General features: G+C 35.7%; 17 protein-coding genes and 1 riboswitch. Of the genes, 9 read left to right on the plus strand and 8 right to left on the minus strand.

The window, feature by feature from the left end:
* The first annotated feature begins 84 nt into the window (after positions 1-84).
* Entirely contained in the window at positions 85-1692 is a 1608-nt protein-coding gene (locus OZP12_RS06840) for a class I SAM-dependent methyltransferase (RefSeq protein ID WP_281228311.1), read from the plus strand.
* Between the two features lie 44 nt (positions 1693-1736).
* Here the strand turns inward: OZP12_RS06840 and OZP12_RS06845 are convergent, their stop codons facing one another.
* From OZP12_RS06845 to OZP12_RS06865, 5 genes are all read right to left on the minus strand, one after another.
* Positions 1737-2600 (minus strand): DUF5602 domain-containing protein, encoded by an 864-nt coding sequence (locus tag OZP12_RS06845; protein WP_281228312.1) that lies wholly within the window; start codon positions 2598-2600, stop codon positions 1737-1739.
* Between the two features lie 208 nt (positions 2601-2808).
* On the minus strand, positions 2809-3588 hold the full coding sequence (locus OZP12_RS06850) for an ABC transporter ATP-binding protein (RefSeq protein WP_281228314.1): 780 nt from the start codon (positions 3586-3588) through the stop codon (positions 2809-2811).
* 151 nt (positions 3589-3739) lie between these two features.
* The gene (locus OZP12_RS06855; RefSeq protein WP_194643190.1) at positions 3740-4153 is read right to left on the minus strand and encodes a GxxExxY protein; all 414 of its coding nucleotides are present in this window, start codon (positions 4151-4153) and stop codon (positions 3740-3742) included.
* Between the two features lie 201 nt (positions 4154-4354).
* Complete coding sequence (locus tag OZP12_RS06860) at positions 4355-5383, minus strand: iron ABC transporter permease (protein WP_281228315.1); 1029 nt, start codon at positions 5381-5383, stop codon at positions 4355-4357.
* Between the two features lie 84 nt (positions 5384-5467).
* The gene (locus OZP12_RS06865) at positions 5468-6610 is read right to left on the minus strand and encodes an ABC transporter substrate-binding protein (RefSeq protein WP_281228316.1); all 1143 of its coding nucleotides are present in this window, start codon (positions 6608-6610) and stop codon (positions 5468-5470) included.
* Between the two features lie 97 nt (positions 6611-6707).
* Between OZP12_RS06865 and OZP12_RS06870 the strand changes: the two genes are divergently transcribed.
* From OZP12_RS06870 to OZP12_RS06905, 8 genes are all read left to right on the plus strand, one after another.
* Positions 6708-7070, plus strand: coding sequence for a DUF5522 domain-containing protein (locus tag OZP12_RS06870; protein ID WP_194643185.1), 363 nt, complete (start codon positions 6708-6710; stop codon positions 7068-7070).
* Between the two features lie 30 nt (positions 7071-7100).
* Positions 7101-7472, plus strand: a complete 372-nt coding sequence (locus OZP12_RS06875; RefSeq protein WP_281228317.1) for a four helix bundle protein — start codon at positions 7101-7103, stop codon at positions 7470-7472.
* A 44-nt stretch (positions 7473-7516) separates the two neighbouring features.
* Positions 7517-8026 carry a bifunctional adenosylcobinamide kinase/adenosylcobinamide-phosphate guanylyltransferase gene (gene cobU / locus OZP12_RS06880; protein WP_281228318.1) on the plus strand — a complete coding sequence of 170 codons (510 nt, stop codon included), beginning with the start codon at positions 7517-7519 and terminating at the stop codon, positions 8024-8026.
* Positions 8027-8160: 134 nt separating this feature from the next.
* Positions 8161-9849 (plus strand): nicotinate-nucleotide--dimethylbenzimidazole phosphoribosyltransferase, encoded by a 1689-nt coding sequence (gene cobT, locus OZP12_RS06885; RefSeq protein WP_281228319.1) that lies wholly within the window; start codon positions 8161-8163, stop codon positions 9847-9849.
* Between the two features lie 67 nt (positions 9850-9916).
* Entirely contained in the window at positions 9917-10723 is an 807-nt protein-coding gene (locus tag OZP12_RS06890) for an adenosylcobinamide-GDP ribazoletransferase (protein ID WP_281228320.1), read from the plus strand.
* Complete coding sequence (gene cobC, locus OZP12_RS06895; RefSeq protein WP_281228321.1) at positions 10708-11244, plus strand: alpha-ribazole phosphatase; 537 nt, start codon at positions 10708-10710, stop codon at positions 11242-11244. The genes OZP12_RS06890 and cobC overlap by 16 nt, the downstream gene beginning before the upstream one ends.
* Positions 11245-11339: 95 nt before the next feature.
* Positions 11340-11678: riboswitch (cobalamin riboswitch) on the plus strand.
* A gap of 31 nt (positions 11679-11709) precedes the next feature.
* Positions 11710-13557 carry a TonB-dependent receptor plug domain-containing protein gene (locus OZP12_RS06900; RefSeq protein ID WP_281228322.1) on the plus strand — a complete coding sequence of 616 codons (1848 nt, stop codon included), beginning with the start codon at positions 11710-11712 and terminating at the stop codon, positions 13555-13557.
* Positions 13558-13561: 4 nt separating this feature from the next.
* Entirely contained in the window at positions 13562-14659 is a 1098-nt protein-coding gene (locus tag OZP12_RS06905) for a DUF5074 domain-containing protein (protein ID WP_281228323.1), read from the plus strand.
* Positions 14660-14915: 256 nt separating this feature from the next.
* Here the strand turns inward: OZP12_RS06905 and OZP12_RS06910 are convergent, their stop codons facing one another.
* The 3 genes from OZP12_RS06910 to OZP12_RS06920 are packed head-to-tail and all read right to left on the minus strand — an operon-like array spanning position 14916 to position 18734.
* Positions 14916-15260, minus strand: a complete 345-nt coding sequence (locus tag OZP12_RS06910) for an L-rhamnose mutarotase (protein WP_281228324.1) — start codon at positions 15258-15260, stop codon at positions 14916-14918.
* Positions 15261-15279: 19 nt separating this feature from the next.
* Positions 15280-17187 carry a glycoside hydrolase family 97 protein gene (locus tag OZP12_RS06915; protein WP_281228325.1) on the minus strand — a complete coding sequence of 636 codons (1908 nt, stop codon included), beginning with the start codon at positions 17185-17187 and terminating at the stop codon, positions 15280-15282.
* A gap of 35 nt (positions 17188-17222) precedes the next feature.
* The gene (locus OZP12_RS06920; protein WP_281228326.1) at positions 17223-18734 is read right to left on the minus strand and encodes an alpha-L-fucosidase; all 1512 of its coding nucleotides are present in this window, start codon (positions 18732-18734) and stop codon (positions 17223-17225) included.
* Between the last annotated feature and the right edge of the window lie 9 nt (positions 18735-18743).

Here is an 18743-nt window from a genome sequence, read left to right on the forward strand (position 1 = left end):
CATTTTGTTATAAAGAGAACCTGCTTTTTAAAGAGAAATTTCATATATTTGAGATAGGCATTCTTCTGTCTTAAATCTCATTTTATGATAGATAACGTTACCCTTCGAAGTACTATTTTTAGACATCTGGACGGTTTAGTAACTGCTCCTGTGGCGTTTTCTTTGCATAAAAAAGGAGTTCTGGCCTATATCTTGGAAAGAAAAGAAATATGCCTTTCCGAACTTTCTTCCAAATTCAAAACCAACGAAGGTTATCTCAATGTGGCACTGCGAACGTTGGCTTCGCAAGGTTTTCTCGATTATTATGTTAACACAAAGACCGATCTGATCGCTTTTCGTATTAATGAAAAGAGCGAAACTGCTTTTTCGTTATTTCCATTGTATAAAGATGTGGTCGATTTACTGCAATCTTCTGCTGATTTGCGTCCGAAATTATTTGAAGGAGACCTTTTCACTCAGATGAAATTAATATTTGAAAAGTGCCAAAATAATTATGGAATCTCATTATCCGATGATAATTTAACCAATCAAATTCAGCATCAAATCCTTAAGCATATCGAGGGTTTTTTGGTGGGGCAAATAACGGTTCATTTGGGGATGAGCGGGATGTTTCATAAATATTTTATGGAAATATCGTTTAGTCCGGAAGAATTTCATAAATCTCCCGAAAACTTCAAAATTGTGCTTAATTTTTTGTCCCATTTGGGATGGTTTTCTAGAAAAAATGGAAATTACCAGTTTACCGAAACTGGTTTGTTTTTTGCCAAAAGAGCTTCGGCTTATGGCGTGACCGTTTCCTATTTGCCCACTTTCAGGAAAATGGACGAATTGATTTTTGGTAATCCTAATATTTTAAGAATTGTTGGGGAAGGAGAAGATGAGATTCATGTAGACCGCGAAATGAACGTATGGGGAAGCGGTGGCGCACATGATACTTATTTTAAAGTTGTCGATGAAATTATCATCAAGCTGTTTAATTTGCCGATAGAGGAACAACCCAAAGGGATTTTGGACATGGGTTGTGGTAACGGTGCTTTTCTAGAACATGTTTTTGACGTGATTGACCGTCAGACTTTGAGAGGGAAAATGCTTGATAAATACCCTTTGTTTTTAGTCGGAGCCGATTATAATCAGACAGCGCTCAAAGTAACGAGAGCTAATTTGATTAAAGCCGATATTTGGGCGAAAGTGATTTGGGGAGATATAGGCCGCCCCGATTTGCTGGCAAGTGATTTAAAGGAAAATTACAATATTGATTTACAGGATTTGCTCAATGTGAGGACTTTTCTCGACCACAACCGGATTTGGGAAATGCCGAAACAAATCAATAAAGAAAGAATAAGCAGTTCGACTGGTGCATTTGCAGATAGAGGTGCTCGGATAAGCAATAACTTGGTGGAAGATAATTTATTGGAACATTTCTCAAAATGGTCACCTTATGTTCATAAATTCGGATTGCTAATCATCGAATTGCACACGATACCACCTAATTTGGCAGCTCAGAATATCGGAAAAACGGCCGCAACGGCTTATGATACTACGCATGGTTTTTCAGATCAATACATTGTCGAAATTGATGTACTGCACAAAATTGCGGGAGAAGCGGGATTATTTCCTGATCTCAATTATTTTAAAAAATTCCCTGATTCGGAAATAGCAACAGTAAGTGTCAATTTGCTGAAAGGAAAGTGATAAAAGTTATAAAATGAGGAAGCGAAAGTACTTCCTCATTTTATTTACATTTTTTTAGTTCTCCACACAAAATCACTTAGTGTTACATAAGTGTTCCCTGTCGTTGGGTCGTGGAAAATGTTATATTTTGTTGGGTAATTTCCAGAGTTTGCAAAAAAATCAGGCTGTGAGTAAGGAGTGTATGAGTTTTTATTTGAAACAAAATAAGCCAAAGTTACCATTGGTTCAACAAAAATAAATTTCCCATTAAAAGTACCATAAATCAAGACTTTTGTAAAAGGAAGTAAAGATGGTAAATTATTCGGTGCCCAATGTTTACCCATTTCAGGTTCTGCTGTAGCTGGACCAGGAGGAGTTCCATAATCGGCAGGTAAATAACCAGGAGGCGGATAATTATTGAACCAAGCGTCTGTTTCTGGAGACCAAGCCGGTATTGCCATTTGCTCCTCAACAGAAATCATGTAAAAATGTATGTCAAAATGAGGTACATCAAAAACGTGTGCAGGCTCATGTCCGTGAGGATTCCAGTTTAGTCCAATGTGGTCAAAAGGAGTGGCTTGTTTTGCTTTAAGATGTAGCGGAACAATAATTGTTGAGCCTTCCGGTGGGGTTTTCTTGTCGCCTTCAACGGTAAGATTTTTAAAGGCTTCCGGAGTAATTTCAATTCCTATTTCACTAGGAAATCCATCTTTGTTTAAACTTACCCAAGAACGTACTTTTCCGTATCCAAGAGCAACTTCAGGACCTTTAAAGACATTGAGTTTTGCATCACTCATTTTCGCAGTAAACGATTGGGATTCGTTTGTTTGTAAATCACTATTAACCGCTTCGTCCTGACTACAGGAAAAGAAGAAAAATAGTAAACCTAAAGCAATAATTTTTTTGGGGATTCTGTACAAATTTTCCATAATTAAAAAGTTTAAAAATTGTTTTTAATATGTAGATAAGTAAAGATTCAGGGATAGTTAAAAAGTGGACGTCAAATTTACAATTTTTCTGTGTAACAATTTGTTAATCAGTGTTTTTTATTTATAAGGGAGAAATGTTTTTAACGGTTTGTCTTAGGCGGAATTATTGAGAAGAAATTATTGTGAAGGCTTGAGAAAAGAATGAAAATTAAATAATTATAAACTTCCCTTTTTCACAGTCAAAAATGATATGTTCATCTTTGAATAAAGTATTAAAACTTCCCTTTGTAATTAAATTGCAAGGTTCGTCCTGAACAACAGTTTCTGGCGTCATGATAATCATCTCATCACTCAATTGTATAGCCATATCAATGTCGTGAGTCGAAAACAAAATGCATTTTCTGGTTTCGTGGGTTAGTTTTTTTAGGAGTTTTAGCAATGAAACTTTGTGGAGTAAATCTAAATGAGTCGTGGGTTCGTCCAGAATAATCAATGGAGTGTCTTGTGCCAATGCTCTTGCAATCAAAACGTTCTGCAATTGTCCATCACTTATTTCAAAATGTCTTTTTTGTGACAAATGTTCGATTTGCGTTAGTCTAATAGCTTCCTGAACAATTTGAATATCCGCATTTGATAAAGTGCCAATCCAATTGGTGTAGGGCTGTCTTCCCAAAGCGACCAATTCAAACACAGTTAAATTACTTGGCGGTAATTTTTCGGTCAAAACCACACTTAAATTTTGGGCTAATGCCAAAGGTTCATAGTCGTTTATTTTTTTGTCATTTAATAAAACAGTTCCGTGCAAAGGTTTTTGAATTCCTGTTATAGTGCGCAACAATGTCGATTTTCCAATACCGTTTGCACCAATCAAAGCAATCAGTTTCCCTGCCTGTAAGTTCAGGTTGAGGTTTTCGGCTATGGTTGTAGCTTCCTTCTTGGAGGAATAACCAATGCTTAGGTTTTGAGTGGTGAGGATATTGGTCGGCATATTTTAAGTTATATACTTTTTGAAAATGTTTTTAAACACATAGGAGACACATAGAATTAATTTAAAATTGAGGATTGTTTAGAAAATCATAATTTTTTCACATAGAAGATTGCATTAAAAATTCTGTAGTCAAGGTGTTTTTAATAGATTATTAGTGTTTAGGAAGAAGTTTAAAAAAATCATTCACAAAAGTTTTTTGTCCTTCTTTGAAAATGTTATGACAATTGAAATTTATGATTATTCCTTTAGGAGCTTCTAAAAGTTGCATATAGGTTAGAATCTGAGCCTCAAATATTGAATTCATTTCCAATACAGATTTTAATTCTAACACTATACAGTTTTCAATAAATAAATCACATCTGAAATTCGTTGTTAATTTTTTTGTTTTATAAATAATTGGAACATTCATCTCTGTGTGAAAATTTATTTTTCTTTGGGATAATTCTTCTATCATACATTGATGATATACACTTTCAAGTAACCCTTTGCCAATAGATTTATGGACTTCGATAGCTGAACCAATAATTTCGTATGTTAATTCATCTAAAAATTTTTGAGTAATCATTTACTATAGTTTATTAATGCAACTTTTTTGAGAAATTATTATTAATTACATAGTTATAATTTTTTTTGATGATTTAAAAGAGTTTGAGAAATGTTTTCTTTTTTACACAATTAATCTATGTGAAAAATAATATTATTTCTATTTATTTCTTAGAGATTAACTATAAAATCTATGTGTCTATGTGTTTAAATTATTTATGCTTTACTTAAAATTCCTCTTTCGAACTAACAACCAAATAACAACCGGCGCTCCTAATATCGAAGTAATAGCATTAATTGGTAACGTAATTTCCATTCCCGGCATTTGCGAAACCATATCGCAAATCAGCATAATTCCGGCTCCAAAAAGCAAAGTACTCCAAAATAAAACAGTATGGTTACTGGTTTGAAAGACTAACTTGGCAATATGGGGAACGGCCAATCCGACAAAGGCGATTGGTCCCGCATAAGCTGTTATACTTCCAGCCAGAATTCCCGTTGCAATTATGATAACAAGTCGGGCTCTGTTGAAGTTCAATCCCATACTTTTAGCGTAATTTTCGCCTAATAGTAATGCATTCAAAGGTTTGATACTAAGTAAACTGAGGAATAAACCAAATAACACACAAATTGTTAAAATCAGAATGGATGTCCATGATAAATTACCGAGATTCCCTAGAGACCAAAAGGTGAATTTCTGCAATTGTTCGGCCGAACTAAAATAGGTAAGAACCCCAACAACCGAACTGGTAAAACTACCAAACATCAGTCCCACTATCAAAATAGCCATGGTGTCCCGCAAACGTTGCGAAACCAATAGAACTAATAATAATACAGAAGTACTTCCAAGAGTTGAAGCCAAAACGATTCCGTATGGCGATAATACAATGCCACTCAAAAAAGAAGGCAACACACCTGCTCCTAATATCACAAAAGCAACGCCTAAACTCGCACCCGAACTAAGTCCCAAAACATAAGGTCCTGCAAGCGGATTTCGAAACAAAGTCTGCATCAACAATCCACTTATAGATAATCCCATTCCTACCAAAACTGCCGTAATCGCTTTGGGCAAACGATAATTGATAATGATATATTCCCAAGTCGATTTACTCGCGTGACCGCCTGTCAAACTAGTGTAAACCTCTTTGAAAGGTATCGTAATCGATCCCAAACTGATGTTCACAAAAAACAGTACGATCAGCCCCAAAAAGAGCAATGAGAATAAGATTGTATTTCGCTTTTGATTGTTCAATTAATTGTGAATTTCTTGATGTTTTTTTAAAAGAATGATATTCGGTTTAGGCTCCCTCTCCTTCGGAGAGGGTTGGGGAGAGGATTAATTTAATTTTGTCGCAAAAGTAAAAACATAATCCGAAAGCAATTCAGGATGAAAAATTTTGATGTAATCTTTCAAAACTAAATCTGGTCGGGAAGGCGATAATTCGTAAAAAACCGTACCTCCGGTAGCTCCCAATTTTCCTTCAAAAGTATAAATAGTCTTATTTGCGAAAGCATCAAACTGACCGTAATGAGGGTTTGCTTTTCCTAGTTCAGACAACGATTTGAACGAACCTGTAGCAATCCAAAAGTTAGCCGTTTTGGCTTTGTCCAATATGTTTTCAAACGACAATCCTAGACTTCCGGTACCTTCGAGTTTTTTCCAAAGATAATCTGCTTTGGCATCTTTCATAAATTGGGCAACCCAACTGCTTCCTCTCGCGACAAACCATTGGTCTTGGTACATTGAACCATATAAAACAGTCGAAGTTGGCTTTTTATCGGCAACCAAAGCCAAAGCATTATTATATTCTTTTACAATGTTTTCAAATAAAGCATCCGCTTCTTTTTCTTTTCCAAATAAAGCTCCGTAAAGTTTCAGCCATTCTGCTTTTCCAAGTGGGGATTGCTCCATCCAATCGGCTTGAATGAGGACTTTTAAACCACTTTTTTGTAAATTTTCAATGCTTGGATTGTTGTTGTCAATACCAAAAGTGACAATAAGTTCCGGAGACAAATCTATAAGCTGTTCGATATTGAGTTTTTCGTTTTGTCCCACATTTTTAACGGAACCGGCATCGATTAAGGCTCTTGTTTTTTCGGACGAAATATAATCGGTATGCGGAAAACCAACCAATGATTTTTCGACACCCAACATTTCCAAAAACGGAATATTTGTGGTCGAAGTTACTACGATAGATTTTAATGGAACAGGAATTTCAGTATATTTTTTCAGGCTGTCAGGAACAATTCCGTCTTTTTCTTTTAGAATATAAGTGAAATCTTTAACCGCATCTGGCCAAGGATTTGAGACAGTTACCACAGTATAACCGTTGTGTTTGTGAATGGTTAAACTTTTGGCGTATTGAATGCTGTTTGGGGTGTTGGCATCATTTTGAACTTCACTTTTTTCATTTTTTTTGCATCCGATAAATGAAAAAAGAACACTGATTAAAAGAACTTTGTAGATTGAAAATCGCATAGACTATTTTTTTCGATGAAGGCAAAGGTATAGTAAATTATAAATTTCTTGTTTAATTTTTGCACTAAAAAATTAAGACAAACGCTATCTTTACAAAATGAATGTTATAAAAGAGAAGCATTGTTCGGCCTGTCAAAAGCCCTTTAATTGTGGAGATACTCCTCAAGGTGAAACGTGTTGGTGCAATGATTTTCCGCCTATTTTCAATCCTTTTGATATCGATGATTGTCTTTGCCCGACTTGTTTCAAAAAAGCCTGTTCCGATAAAATTGACGAGTTCGTAGCAACCATAACTCCCGAAACTGCCATTGGAAACAAAGCTTCAAAATTGCCCGAAACCGTAAATATAATTGAGGGAATTGATTATTATTTTGAAGACGGAAACTATGTTTTTAAGCCTTGGTTTCATCTCAAACGAGGATATTGCTGTAAAAGTGATTGCACGCATTGCCCTTATTAATTGTTAATTATAAATTGTTAGTTGTTAATTATGAGGGATAACATTGTTAAAGACAAAAGCTTTGATTTTGCAATTAGAATTGTCAAACTTTATCAATATTTGAATTATAATAAAAAGGAATTTGTATTATCTAAACAACTTTTGAGATCAGGAACAAGTATTGGAGCTATGATTCGAGAAGCGGAACACGCTGAAAGCAAAAATGATTTCATTCATAAATTTGCAATTGCTCAGAAAGAAGCGAACGAAGTTGTTTATTGGTTGGAACTTTTAAAAGCAACTGATTATTTAAATGAAAAAGAATTCGAAAACATTTATAACGATGCAATTACATTCCTAAAATTAATCACAAGCATCCTTAAAACTTCCAAAAATCAATTAGTTTCAAAAGAAATTAGGTAGAGATTAGCATTTACAATTTACAATTAATAATTAACCATTCATAAATGATTTATTTGATTACAGGCGGAGAGCGTTCCGGAAAAAGCAGTTATGCCGAGAATTTAGCCAAAGGATTGTCCGAAAAACCAATGTATGTGGCAACCGCCAGAAAATGGGACGAAGATTTCCAAAAACGCATTGACCGCCATCAAAAAGATCGCGACGGACGTTGGGTGAATATCGAAAAGGAAAAACATTTGAGCGAAATTGATTTTTCCGGAAAAGTTGCGATTGTTGATTGTGTAACGCTTTGGCTAACCAATTTTTTTGTGGATACCAAAAATGACGTTGCTTTAAGTTTGGAACAAGCCAAAGCCGAATTGGACGCCATTGCAAAACAGGAAGGTGCAACCATCATCATAGTGACCAACGAAATAGGGATGGGAGTCCATGCCGAAACACATATTGGCAGGAAATTCACGGAACTTCAAGGTTGGATGAACCAATACATCGCCCAAAAAGCCGAAACCGTTGTGTTGATGGTTTCCGGAATTCCGGTAAAAATAAAAGGATAGATTTTATAAATTTGGGCGTTTCCCAAGGGTCGGGCTGTTCGTTATATTCCCGATAATAAAAACTACGGCTAAAAAGCCTTGTTTTTTTTAATCGGGAGATGTCACTACCATCCCTAACGCAAATACTGCACATAATGACATTAGATGAAATCATAAAATCCCGTAGAGACACACGCCATTTTACACAAGATGAAGTGCCGGAAGAAGTAATTCAAAGAGCACTTCAAGCGGGACATTATGCTCCTTCAGTAGGTTTGACAGATGCTACAAGGTATTATCTCATAAAATCGGATGAAATCAAAAAGGAGGTGAAAAAACTATTTTTGGATTACGATCAAAAGGCTTCCAATTTAACCGATGATGAATTGCAAAAAAAGCAGTATCAGGCTTTAAAGCTCGAAGCTATTGAAGAAGCACCGCTTGGATTGGTAATTTGCTATGACCGTTCGGTTTTAAATCATTTTACCATTGGAACTGTCGGAAGCAATGAAGCGATAAAGTTTAGCGCTGTCAGTGCGTCACAAAATATTTGGCTGTCATTGACAGAGCAAGGTTATTCAATGGGGTGGGTTTCGATTTTAAATTATTACCAATTCAAACAGCTTTTGGGATTGCCCGAAAATATTGAACCTTTGGGATACTTTTGTGTGGGTAAACCTGCAACCAATTATGATAACCAACCGATGCTTCAGCAATTGAATTGGAAGCAAAAAGCCGAAAAGCCAATTGTTGAGGAGATTTTAGTTTTTACTCCAATAACGGCAACAGAGTCATTGCGAGGAACGAAGCAATCTCGTTCTGATTTGAGTTCAAAAAGTTCGGATTTGGATAAAGCTTTGCAACAAAAAATAGATAATAAAACCAAACCCACAGGTTCACTCGGCGTTTTGGAAACTTTAGCAAAGCAAATAGGAATTGTTTTTCAAACTTTAGAACCTCAAATTACAAATCCGCACATAGCAGTCTTTGCCGGCGATCACGGAATTGCCAATCACGGTGTAAGCGCCTATCCGCAGGATGTTACCCGACAAATGGTGACTAATTTTCTCGAAGGCGGAGCAGGTATCAATGTTTTTTGTGAACAAAATAATATTGGCTTAACTATAGTGGATGCCGGAGTCAATTATGATTTTCCGACAAATGCCAATTTGGTTTCGGCCAAAATAGGGAAGGGAACACAATCTTTTTTGCATACTTCAGCAATGAGTGAAACCGAATTGAATTTGTGTTTTACCAAAGGAAAGGAAGTAGTGAATTCCATTTTTGAAACGGGAAGTAACTGCATTGGTTTTGGCGAAATGGGAATAGGGAATACGTCCACGGCTTCGGTATTGATGAGTATTCTTTTGGAATTGCCAATAGAAGATTGTGTTGGTCAAGGTACAGGCGTAGTTGATGAAAAGCTGACTCAAAAACAAAATATCCTGAAAAAAGCCATTGAAAAATATAACGGTCCAAATGATCTGCAAAGTAAATTGGCCTATTTTGGAGGGTTTGAAATTCTGCAAATGGCAGGCGGAATGCTTCAGGCGAAGGAAAATAATATGCTCATTTTGGTGGATGGTTTTATTTGTACCGTCGCTTTTTTAATAGCTTATCAAATGAACCCATCGGTGAAAGAAAACTCGATATTCTGTCATTCATCTGCAGAGAAAGGACATCAAAAAATATTGGATTATTTAGATGTTCAGCCCTTGTTGCAATTGGACTTGCGATTGGGAGAGGGAACGGGTTGTGCTGTTGCATTTCCAATTATACAGTCGGCAGTTAGTTTTTTGAATGAGATGGCGAGTTTTGAATCTGCAGGGGTTAGTCGTTCGTAAATTTATTGTAGAAATACACGACGTAGAGAGGCACTGCAGTGCCTCTCTACAGAATTATAAATAAAAAATGAAAAAACAATTACATATATTCTTCACGGCATTGATGTTTTACACCCGAATTCCGTGTCCCAAAAATATCGATCACAATCCTGACTATTTAAACAAAGCCTCTCGTTATTTTCCGTTGATTGGTTGGATTGTGGGCGGAATTTCTTTTACGGTTTATTATTTATCGGCGATTTTGTTTTCCAATGAAATTGCTGTAATTCTTGCAATCATTGGCGGAATTTTGACAACCGGAGCTTTTCATGAAGATGGTTTTGCCGATGTTTGCGACGGTTTTGGCGGAGGTTGGACCAAAGAGAAAATCCTTTTGATAATGAAAGATAGCACTATCGGAGCTTATGGATCGATTGGTTTGGTTTTACTTTTTTTGCTGAAGTTTCAGAGTTTAAATCAAATGATAAATGAACTACAGAAGTCGGAATTAATAATTTACAATTTACAATTTACAATTTTTCTTCTCTTTGTTTCCGCCCATTCAGTTAGTCGTTTGTCTGCAATTTCAATAGTTTTTACTCATCAATATTCAAGGGAAGACGCTTCGAGTAAGAGCAAACCGATTGCCCAAAATTTCACTTGGAAAGAAGTGATTGGTGCTTTGTTTTTTGGATTATTGCCACTTGTTGCTTTGTCGTTTTTTCAATGGCAGTTATTGTTGGCTATAATACCTGTTTTTATCGCTCGTTTTTTTCTTGCCCGTTATTTTCAAAAATGGATTGATGGTTATACCGGAGATTGCTTGGGAGCTACCCAACAGGTTTGTGAGGTGATTTTTTACCTGTCAATTATTGGAATATGGAAGTTTATTTAGTCCGCCACACCGAAACGGTTTGTGAAAAAGGAATCTGTTATGGTCAGAGTGATGTTGGAATTCGCGAACCGTACGATGCCGTTTTTGAATCGATTCTGAATCAATTGCCACAGGAAGCGGTTTTGTATTCCAGTCCGTTGCAACGCTGTGTTATTTTGGCGAAACATATTCAGGAAAATACTCAAATCGATTCCATTATTGAAGACTCAAGATTGATGGAAATGCATTTCGGGGATTGGGAACTACAAAGTTGGGATGCTATTCCCCGTGAAGTTTTGGATCCTTGGATGGAAGATTTTGTCACCGTAAATGTGCCTAACGGAGAATCGTTTGTAGAATTGGATTCAAGGGTTCGGGAATTTTTGGACAATGGCATTTCGAAAATACACTCTAAACCAATTATCATCGTGGCGCATTCGGGAGTTATTCGAAGCATTTTGTGCAAAATAAACAATCTTCCCCTGCAGGAAGCTTTCAAAACACCATTGGATTATGGTGCTGTAATCAAAGTTGAAATGTAGAACTTGTGTTTTTAATTAGTTGTTAAACAATTGGTTATATTTGTATTCGAATTAAAATGTCTCATTAATTTTAGTTTTCGATATTTTTAACTTTATATTTGCACTCGAATTAAGGTTGTGTTTTTGATATTTTTTGGAAACACATTAAAAGGGAAGCAAGTGATTGAAGATTGCTGATTAACGATTTTTAATTTCAGGATTTAACATCTGAAATCAAGTATCAAACATCAAAATTCAAAAATCTTGCGCTGTTCCCGCAACTGTAAGCTACAAAGCTTGTTGTTATCTACAAAGCCACTGTCTCGAAGTTAGAGAGTAGAAGTTAGAATTAGAAGTTTTATACTTCGTACTTCATTCTTCTTTCCTCTAACCTCAAATGGGAAGGCAAACAACAAGACGCAAGCCAGGAGACCTGCCTTTTTTCTTAACAAATATCGAACTTTCGGGAAAAAAGGTTCAGAAATTATGACATTAAGAAAACTACTTTTTAGCCTTTTTGCTTTATCGTGCCAATTCGTTTGGGCACAGAATGACTCTATAAACAATTTAAAAGAAGTTATAGTTTCAGATCGTACTTTGTACTTAAGCAATAAATCACAATCTATTCAAATTCTGAATGATTCGGTTATAAACAAAAACCAATCTTCCCTTTCCAATTTATTAAATTACAACAGTGTACTGTATTTCAAGGAATACGGGCGAGGAATGCTATCAACTGTTTCTTTTAGAGGAACCACAGCTTCGCAAACGGCTGTGATTTGGAACGGAATAAACGTTAATTCCCAACTCAACGGCAGTGCCGATTTCAACACTTTCACGGCGCCCGATTTTAACACCATCAGCATAAAAGCGGGTGGAGGAAGCGTTAGCTACGGGAGTGGCGCCATTGGAGGAACTGTTCATTTGAGCAATGATTTGGTTTTCAAAAATAAATTTGAAAACGATTTGCGATTGGATTACGGTAGTTTCAATACTGTTGGAGTTAATTACAAATTGGTGCTCGCGGATAAAAAATGGAGTACTCAACTCGGATTTTCCAGAAATAGTTCGGATAATGATTATCCTTATGTTGGTCAATATACCTGGGATGATGTTCAAAGGAAAAATGAAAACGGGCAATATGCAACGACTAATTTGTATGTCAATATTGGTTACAAAGTAAAGCCTAATTCGGTTATTACTTTTTACAGTCAATCTTCGAATACGGACAGGAATCTCTCTTTGATATCAGAATCTGATTCCAAAACAAAATATGTGAATACTTTCAGCCGAAATCTTTTGGAATATGCAACAACCAAAGATCGTTTCAGCAGTAATTATAAAGTGGCATATCTCGCTGAGCAATACCAATATTTTGAAAATATCGAAAGCAAAGATTTCAGTTTTGGAAAATCCGAATCGTTCATTGCCAAAATGGATTTGGGTTATAAAATAACCGATTTCATCAAGCTGAATGGGATTTTAGATTACAATCGAACTAAAGGTTTTGGGACGAGTTTTGGTGACAATACCAGACAGATTGGTGGCATTGCTGTCAAAGCAGTGGCGCAGCACAATGAAAAATGGCAAAATGAATTAGGCTTTCGCAAAGAGGCGACTACGGATTATGAAAGCCCATTTTTGTTTTCGTTGGGCTCATCTTATAAATTCAATTCTTTTTATAATTTAAAATTCAATGTTTCCAGAAATTTCAGAATTCCGACATTCAACGATTTGTATTGGGAAACTGGTGGAAATCCTGATTTGAAACCGGAAAGCTCTTATCAGGTTGAGGTTGGTAATGTTTTTACCTATAAGAAGTTCACTTTGTCGGAAACGGTTTATTTCATGAAAATAAGCGACTTGATTCGTTGGGCTCCCTTGGACGGAAGCAATTGGACACCTGAAAATATTGATCGCGTAAACAGTTATGGCTCCGAAACGAATTTGAGTTGGGCTAATTCTTACGGGAAAAATAATGTTGCGCTAAATGCAAGTTATGCCTACACGGTTTCTGAAAATGTAGAAACCGGAGAGCAATTGATTTATGTTCCTTATCATAAATTGAATTCCAATGTTTCTTATTCGTATAAAAAAATATCAGCAATGTATCAGTTTCTGTTTAATGGAGCGGTTACAACGCCTTCGCAAAAATACCATCTAGTCAAAGAATATTGGGTATCCAATTTGGGTGCTTATTATGATTTTGGAGCTAAATATACCTGTAAAATAGGATTACAGGCATTGAATCTTTTTAATCAGAATTATCAAAGCATATCCCAACATTATATGCCGGGAAGAAATTTTTTAATCAACCTAACTTTTAAATTTTAATACAATGAATTTCAGTAAGCTAATTTTAATAATGGTAACGTTCTCAATATTTTTTGTTTCGTGTACCAATGATGATAATAATAGTGACACTCCATTAGGAAGTTATGATAATGGATTTTTGATTTTGAACCAAGGAGGTTTCGGTCATTATGATGCTTCGGTTTCTTACGTTTCAGCAGATTTTGCGACTGCTCAGAATGATATTTTTTCGGTAGTAAATCCTTCTATAACACTTGGGGATGTTGGGCAAGATGTTGGTTTTAACGGTGATTTGGCTTATATCGTTTTGAATGGAAGCAATAAAATTGAAATCGTAAACCGCTATACTTTAAAGAGTGCGGGAACTATCAGTACTGGATTGAAGAATCCTAGGTATATCGCATTTGCAAATGGTAAAGGATATGTTACCAACTGGGGTGACGGTGGTGTTGCAACTGATGATTACGTAGCTGTAATCGATTTGACTGCAAAAAAGGTATCTGCTTCAATTCCGGTTGTGGAAGGACCTGAAAAAATTATCGCTAATTCCGGAAAATTATATGTTGCTCACAAAGGAGGATATAGCTATGGAACTAAGGTTTCTGTTATTGATGCCACTTCAAATACTGTTTCTACAACAATTACTGTTGGAGATGTTCCTGAAAGTATGGAGATCAAAGACGGAACTTTATGGGTAGCGTGTTCTGGAAACCCAAGTTATGTAAGTACTCCTTTGGTAGAAACTGCCGGACGAATTGTGAAAGTGAATTTATCGACAAATACTGTGAGTAGTACGATTGCCTATTCAGATGCCACTAAGCATTTATCGAATTTGGTTTTGAATGGCAGTGATGTTTATTATACGATTGATTCTGATGTTTACAAAATGAGTGCTTCTGCAACTGCATTGCCAACTGCTTCTGCATTTAGCACTACATCACAAGGGGTTTACGGCGTATATAGTTTTGCAGTTCACGGAAGCCATATTTATGTTGGTGATGCTGGTGATTACACACATAATGGAAAAGTATATGTTTATGCATTGACTTCACCATCTATTGGTTCATTGGAAAAAACATTCTCAGTAGGAGTTATTCCTGCAGGATTTTATTTTAATGATTAATTTGTTGTTTTCTACAATATAATACGGTTCTTAGTTTAATAGTTGTGGTATTCTATTAGATTAAGGTGTATTTGAATTGTTTTTGGAAGAAAAAGAGGCTTTCTGTTCAATTTTACAGATCGTCTCTTTTTTGTAAATAAAGGAACTAATAGCATTTTTTAACAAACCTGAGCCATCTTCATATTGAGTAACTTTCTTTATTTTTTAATATAAAAGAAAAAAGAATCGGGGTTCATTTTTTTGTTTTCAAAAAGCATTAAATCAATTTATAAATCTGTTCCATCGGCAACCATTTTTCACCATCTTTTGCTCCCGGAGGTGCCTGCTGAAACTGCCACATTAATTTCTCCCATTCCTGCACTTTTGGGTTCGCAGCATCCATCATTTGCTTGCGTTCCGGACTAAAGGTTTCATCAACTTCCATAATCATGAACAAGCGGTTAGCCAAGATATAAATTTCCATATCTAAAATACCGGCCTTTTTAATACTCTCGGTAATTTCCGGCCAGGCATTTTCTTTAGAATGATAACGCTTATACTCCTGAATCAATTCTGGATTATCAACTAAATCGCAAGCGTAACATATTCTCTTTACTTTCATAAGTTCATTTTTACTATTATCATTCTAAAACAGCTACAAATCCACCTCTTGGAAGACATTCTACATTTAAAACAGCTCCTTTTTTTACATTGATAATTTCCACAGCAAATGATTTGTCATTTACTCCATCCTTAATGAGCTTTAATTTATAATTAGCCTTATCTAAAAAACCAAAATCAATTTTTAATGTTTGCTTTTCATCCTTACCATTAAGTCCTCCTAAATACCATTGATTTCCTTTTTTTCGAGCCATAATAACTTTCTCTCCGGGATATCCATCCAGAAGTTTGGTTTCATCCCAGGTTACAGGAACATTTTTAAGAAAATCTTTAGGTTCTTGTGGCAAACTATTATAAGCTTCCGGCCTATCGGCAAAATGCTGTAAAGCTGATTCAAAAACAACTGACAATGCCAGTTCATGCGCATAAGAGGTAATATGAGGATGCTGCGAATTTGAAAAAGTTACCGGAGTATAATCCATAGAACCAATTACATTGCGGGTAAAAGGCAGCGTAGCATTATGTTCAGCAGCCTTAGCAGTAAGCGTTGGTTTATTATTATACCATTCGGCTCCATATACCGCTTCTGTAGTCATTAAATTCGGATACGTTCTTGCCCATCCTCTTGGAACTGTCGCTCCATGAAAATTCACCATTATTTGGTATTTTGCAGCATCTTTTAAAATATCAAGATAAAGTTTCATCATATCCTGTTGGTCTCCGGCAAAAAAATCAACTTTAATACCATATATTCCAATTTCTTTAAGCCAGGCCAATTCTTTAGCTCTTTTTTCAGCTGTCAACATACGGTCATTTGGAGTTGGTTCAAGCCAGGATGTACCCGAATTATACCATATCAAAGGTTTAATTCCTTTACTTTTTGCATAATTTACAGCAGCTATTATATCTCCACCATTAGTCATAACATCCCATTCCCAGTCAATAAGTACATAAGGCCATTTCATTGCTACGGCTAAATCGGTGTATTCAACAACTTTTTGATAATCTTTAGAACCTCTATTATATGCCCAATAAATCCAGGAAACCGGACCCGGTTTTATCCAATCCGTTTCTTTTAATTGATTTGGTTCACTAACATCCGTAATTAAAGTCGATTCGACAATATCAGACAATTGACCAATTATCAAAGTATGCCATTGTGAATTCCATGGCAACATTGTTTTAACTCCTGTTTGTTTGAAATTATCTCTGGGGGAAGCATAACTTACTTTGTACTCATTCGGATTTTTCAAATTACTCAATCTTGCAGCGCTATTATTTTCAGTAATATTTGCTTCCGAAATCAATACCCAGAGAGGATTATTATTTACTTTGAATAAAGCAGGAAATCCCCATTCCTGCTTATTGTTATTTGCTTTTCCATTGTCTGAAAAAGGAAAAAAATCTTCATACGATTCTGTATATGACTGCAACCAACGATTTGTAGCCAATGGAAAAACATAAGTGGTTGTTTCGTCAATGACATTCACTAATGAATCCATTTTATCCGTGAATTCATAACGAAATGCTACACCATCATTATAAACCCTAAAAACAATATTCAAGGGTTTGTTATTTGAATTTACATATTTAAAAACTTTCTCTACACCCTGATTAGTACAGAGTTTTCGCTTGCCCGAAATCATTTCATATTTTTGGTTCACCTCTTGAACTTTAGATGCATCTACCGGTTTCAGGTTATCCGTAAACTGCTGATCATCTCTAACAATACCCATAGGAGAATTTGGCAGTACTTCGATATATTCTAATTTGTTTTTATACAAAATCTTAAAATATACTTGTCCAAAAGAGTTATTATCCGCAGTAACAATCACCTTAATCTTTTTATTTGGCGACAAAATTTCCTGAGCATTTATTGAAAATACGCTTGAAATAAATAGACATGCAATTAAACCAATGTATTTCATTGTTCCTTATTCGGTTTTATGATTAAAAAATATTTTCAGAGATTAATTCCTTCTATTTTTAAAGTAAAGGGATTTTCAGTAATTTTTTCTTTTGGCAAGATAATTTTAAGTCCCTGTTCATTCTGTTCAAATTCTAATTCATTCGGGAAACCTAAAAAAGAAATTTTTCGAACTTTACTTTCAATAATTGGCAAAGACGCAATAAAAATCGGTTCAGACGGCCATTTAAGACAAATAGCATATAAATTTTTATTTTTGGATGTAAATCGTATTGCCCCTTCACCATATTTTTTCCAGGCTCTTGTTCCATAAATACCATCACCATTTATTTTAAGCCAGGAACCTATTCCTAAAAGAATTTCTTTTTGTTCTTGTGGAATAGTACCATCACTTTTTGGAGAAATATTCAACATGAGGTTGCCGTTACGGCTCACATTCTCGATCAATCTTCTGATTATTATTGCTGAATTGCTTAGTTTCATTCCCTCTACATAGCCAAACTTATCGCCAATAGGGTCATCTACTTGCCATACGTAATCTGTAAGCTCTTTTGGTGCTCTGCCTTGACGTTCAAAATCACGAATGCTGCCAGATAGATAGGCATCGCTTTTTGTACTTATAGAAACAGCTTTATTCCATTGTTTTGCTCTATTGTAATAATAAGCTGCAAAACGCAATTTTATGGGGTCTAAAGTTCTACTGTTTACACCATTGTCAAACCAAAACATATCAGGTTTATACTTGTCCACTAATTCCTGACAACGAGCCAACCATTCTTCCAAAAAGGCCTGACTTTGGGGTGCATAATTCTGATCTTCTATCACTTCTTCTCCACCTACTGCTGGTTTACGCACAGGCTCTGGCTGAGGTGGCCCATAGAAATCAGCATAAGCAGGATCAAATAAATCTGTTTTCGTACCGAGTTTTGGATACATAAAATCCCAATGCTCCATTCTGTGGTTGGATACTCCAAATTTTAAACCTTTTTTACGAACAGCTTTACTTAATTCGCCTATAAAATCAATTTTAGGCCCCATATCTTTTGAGTCCCATTTAGTAAGTTTACTGTCGTACATTGCAAATCCATCATGGTGCTCAGCTGTTGGTACCACATATTTAGCTCCGGATGCTTCAAATAAATCGGCCCACTCCTGAGCATTGAATTGCTCCATTTTAAACAATGGAATTAAATCTTTGTAGCCTATTTTATCTACAGTTCCTCCAAAATGTTCTGTATGCCAACGCTGAACTTCCGGATTGCTATACATATGACGCGGATACCATTCACTTGCATGTGCAGCAACAGTATATACACCATAATGAATAAAAATTCCAAATTTTCCATCTAAAAACCATTCCGGAGTACTATAATTTTCTTTTATAGATTCCCATGTTGGCTGATAGGGCCCTTTCGGGATTGCCGCAGCCTTTCCGCCTGGGAGCTCAATTGTAACTCTTGGAGGTGAAGGTTGATTTTGTGCATTTAGACTCTCAACTGTCTGACTTAATATTGTTACAATCATTAACACTTTGAAAAATCTTCTCATTTGGCTAAA

The sequence above is a fragment of the Flavobacterium aquiphilum genome (assembly GCF_027111335.1).
Classification (GTDB): domain Bacteria; phylum Bacteroidota; class Bacteroidia; order Flavobacteriales; family Flavobacteriaceae; genus Flavobacterium; species Flavobacterium aquiphilum.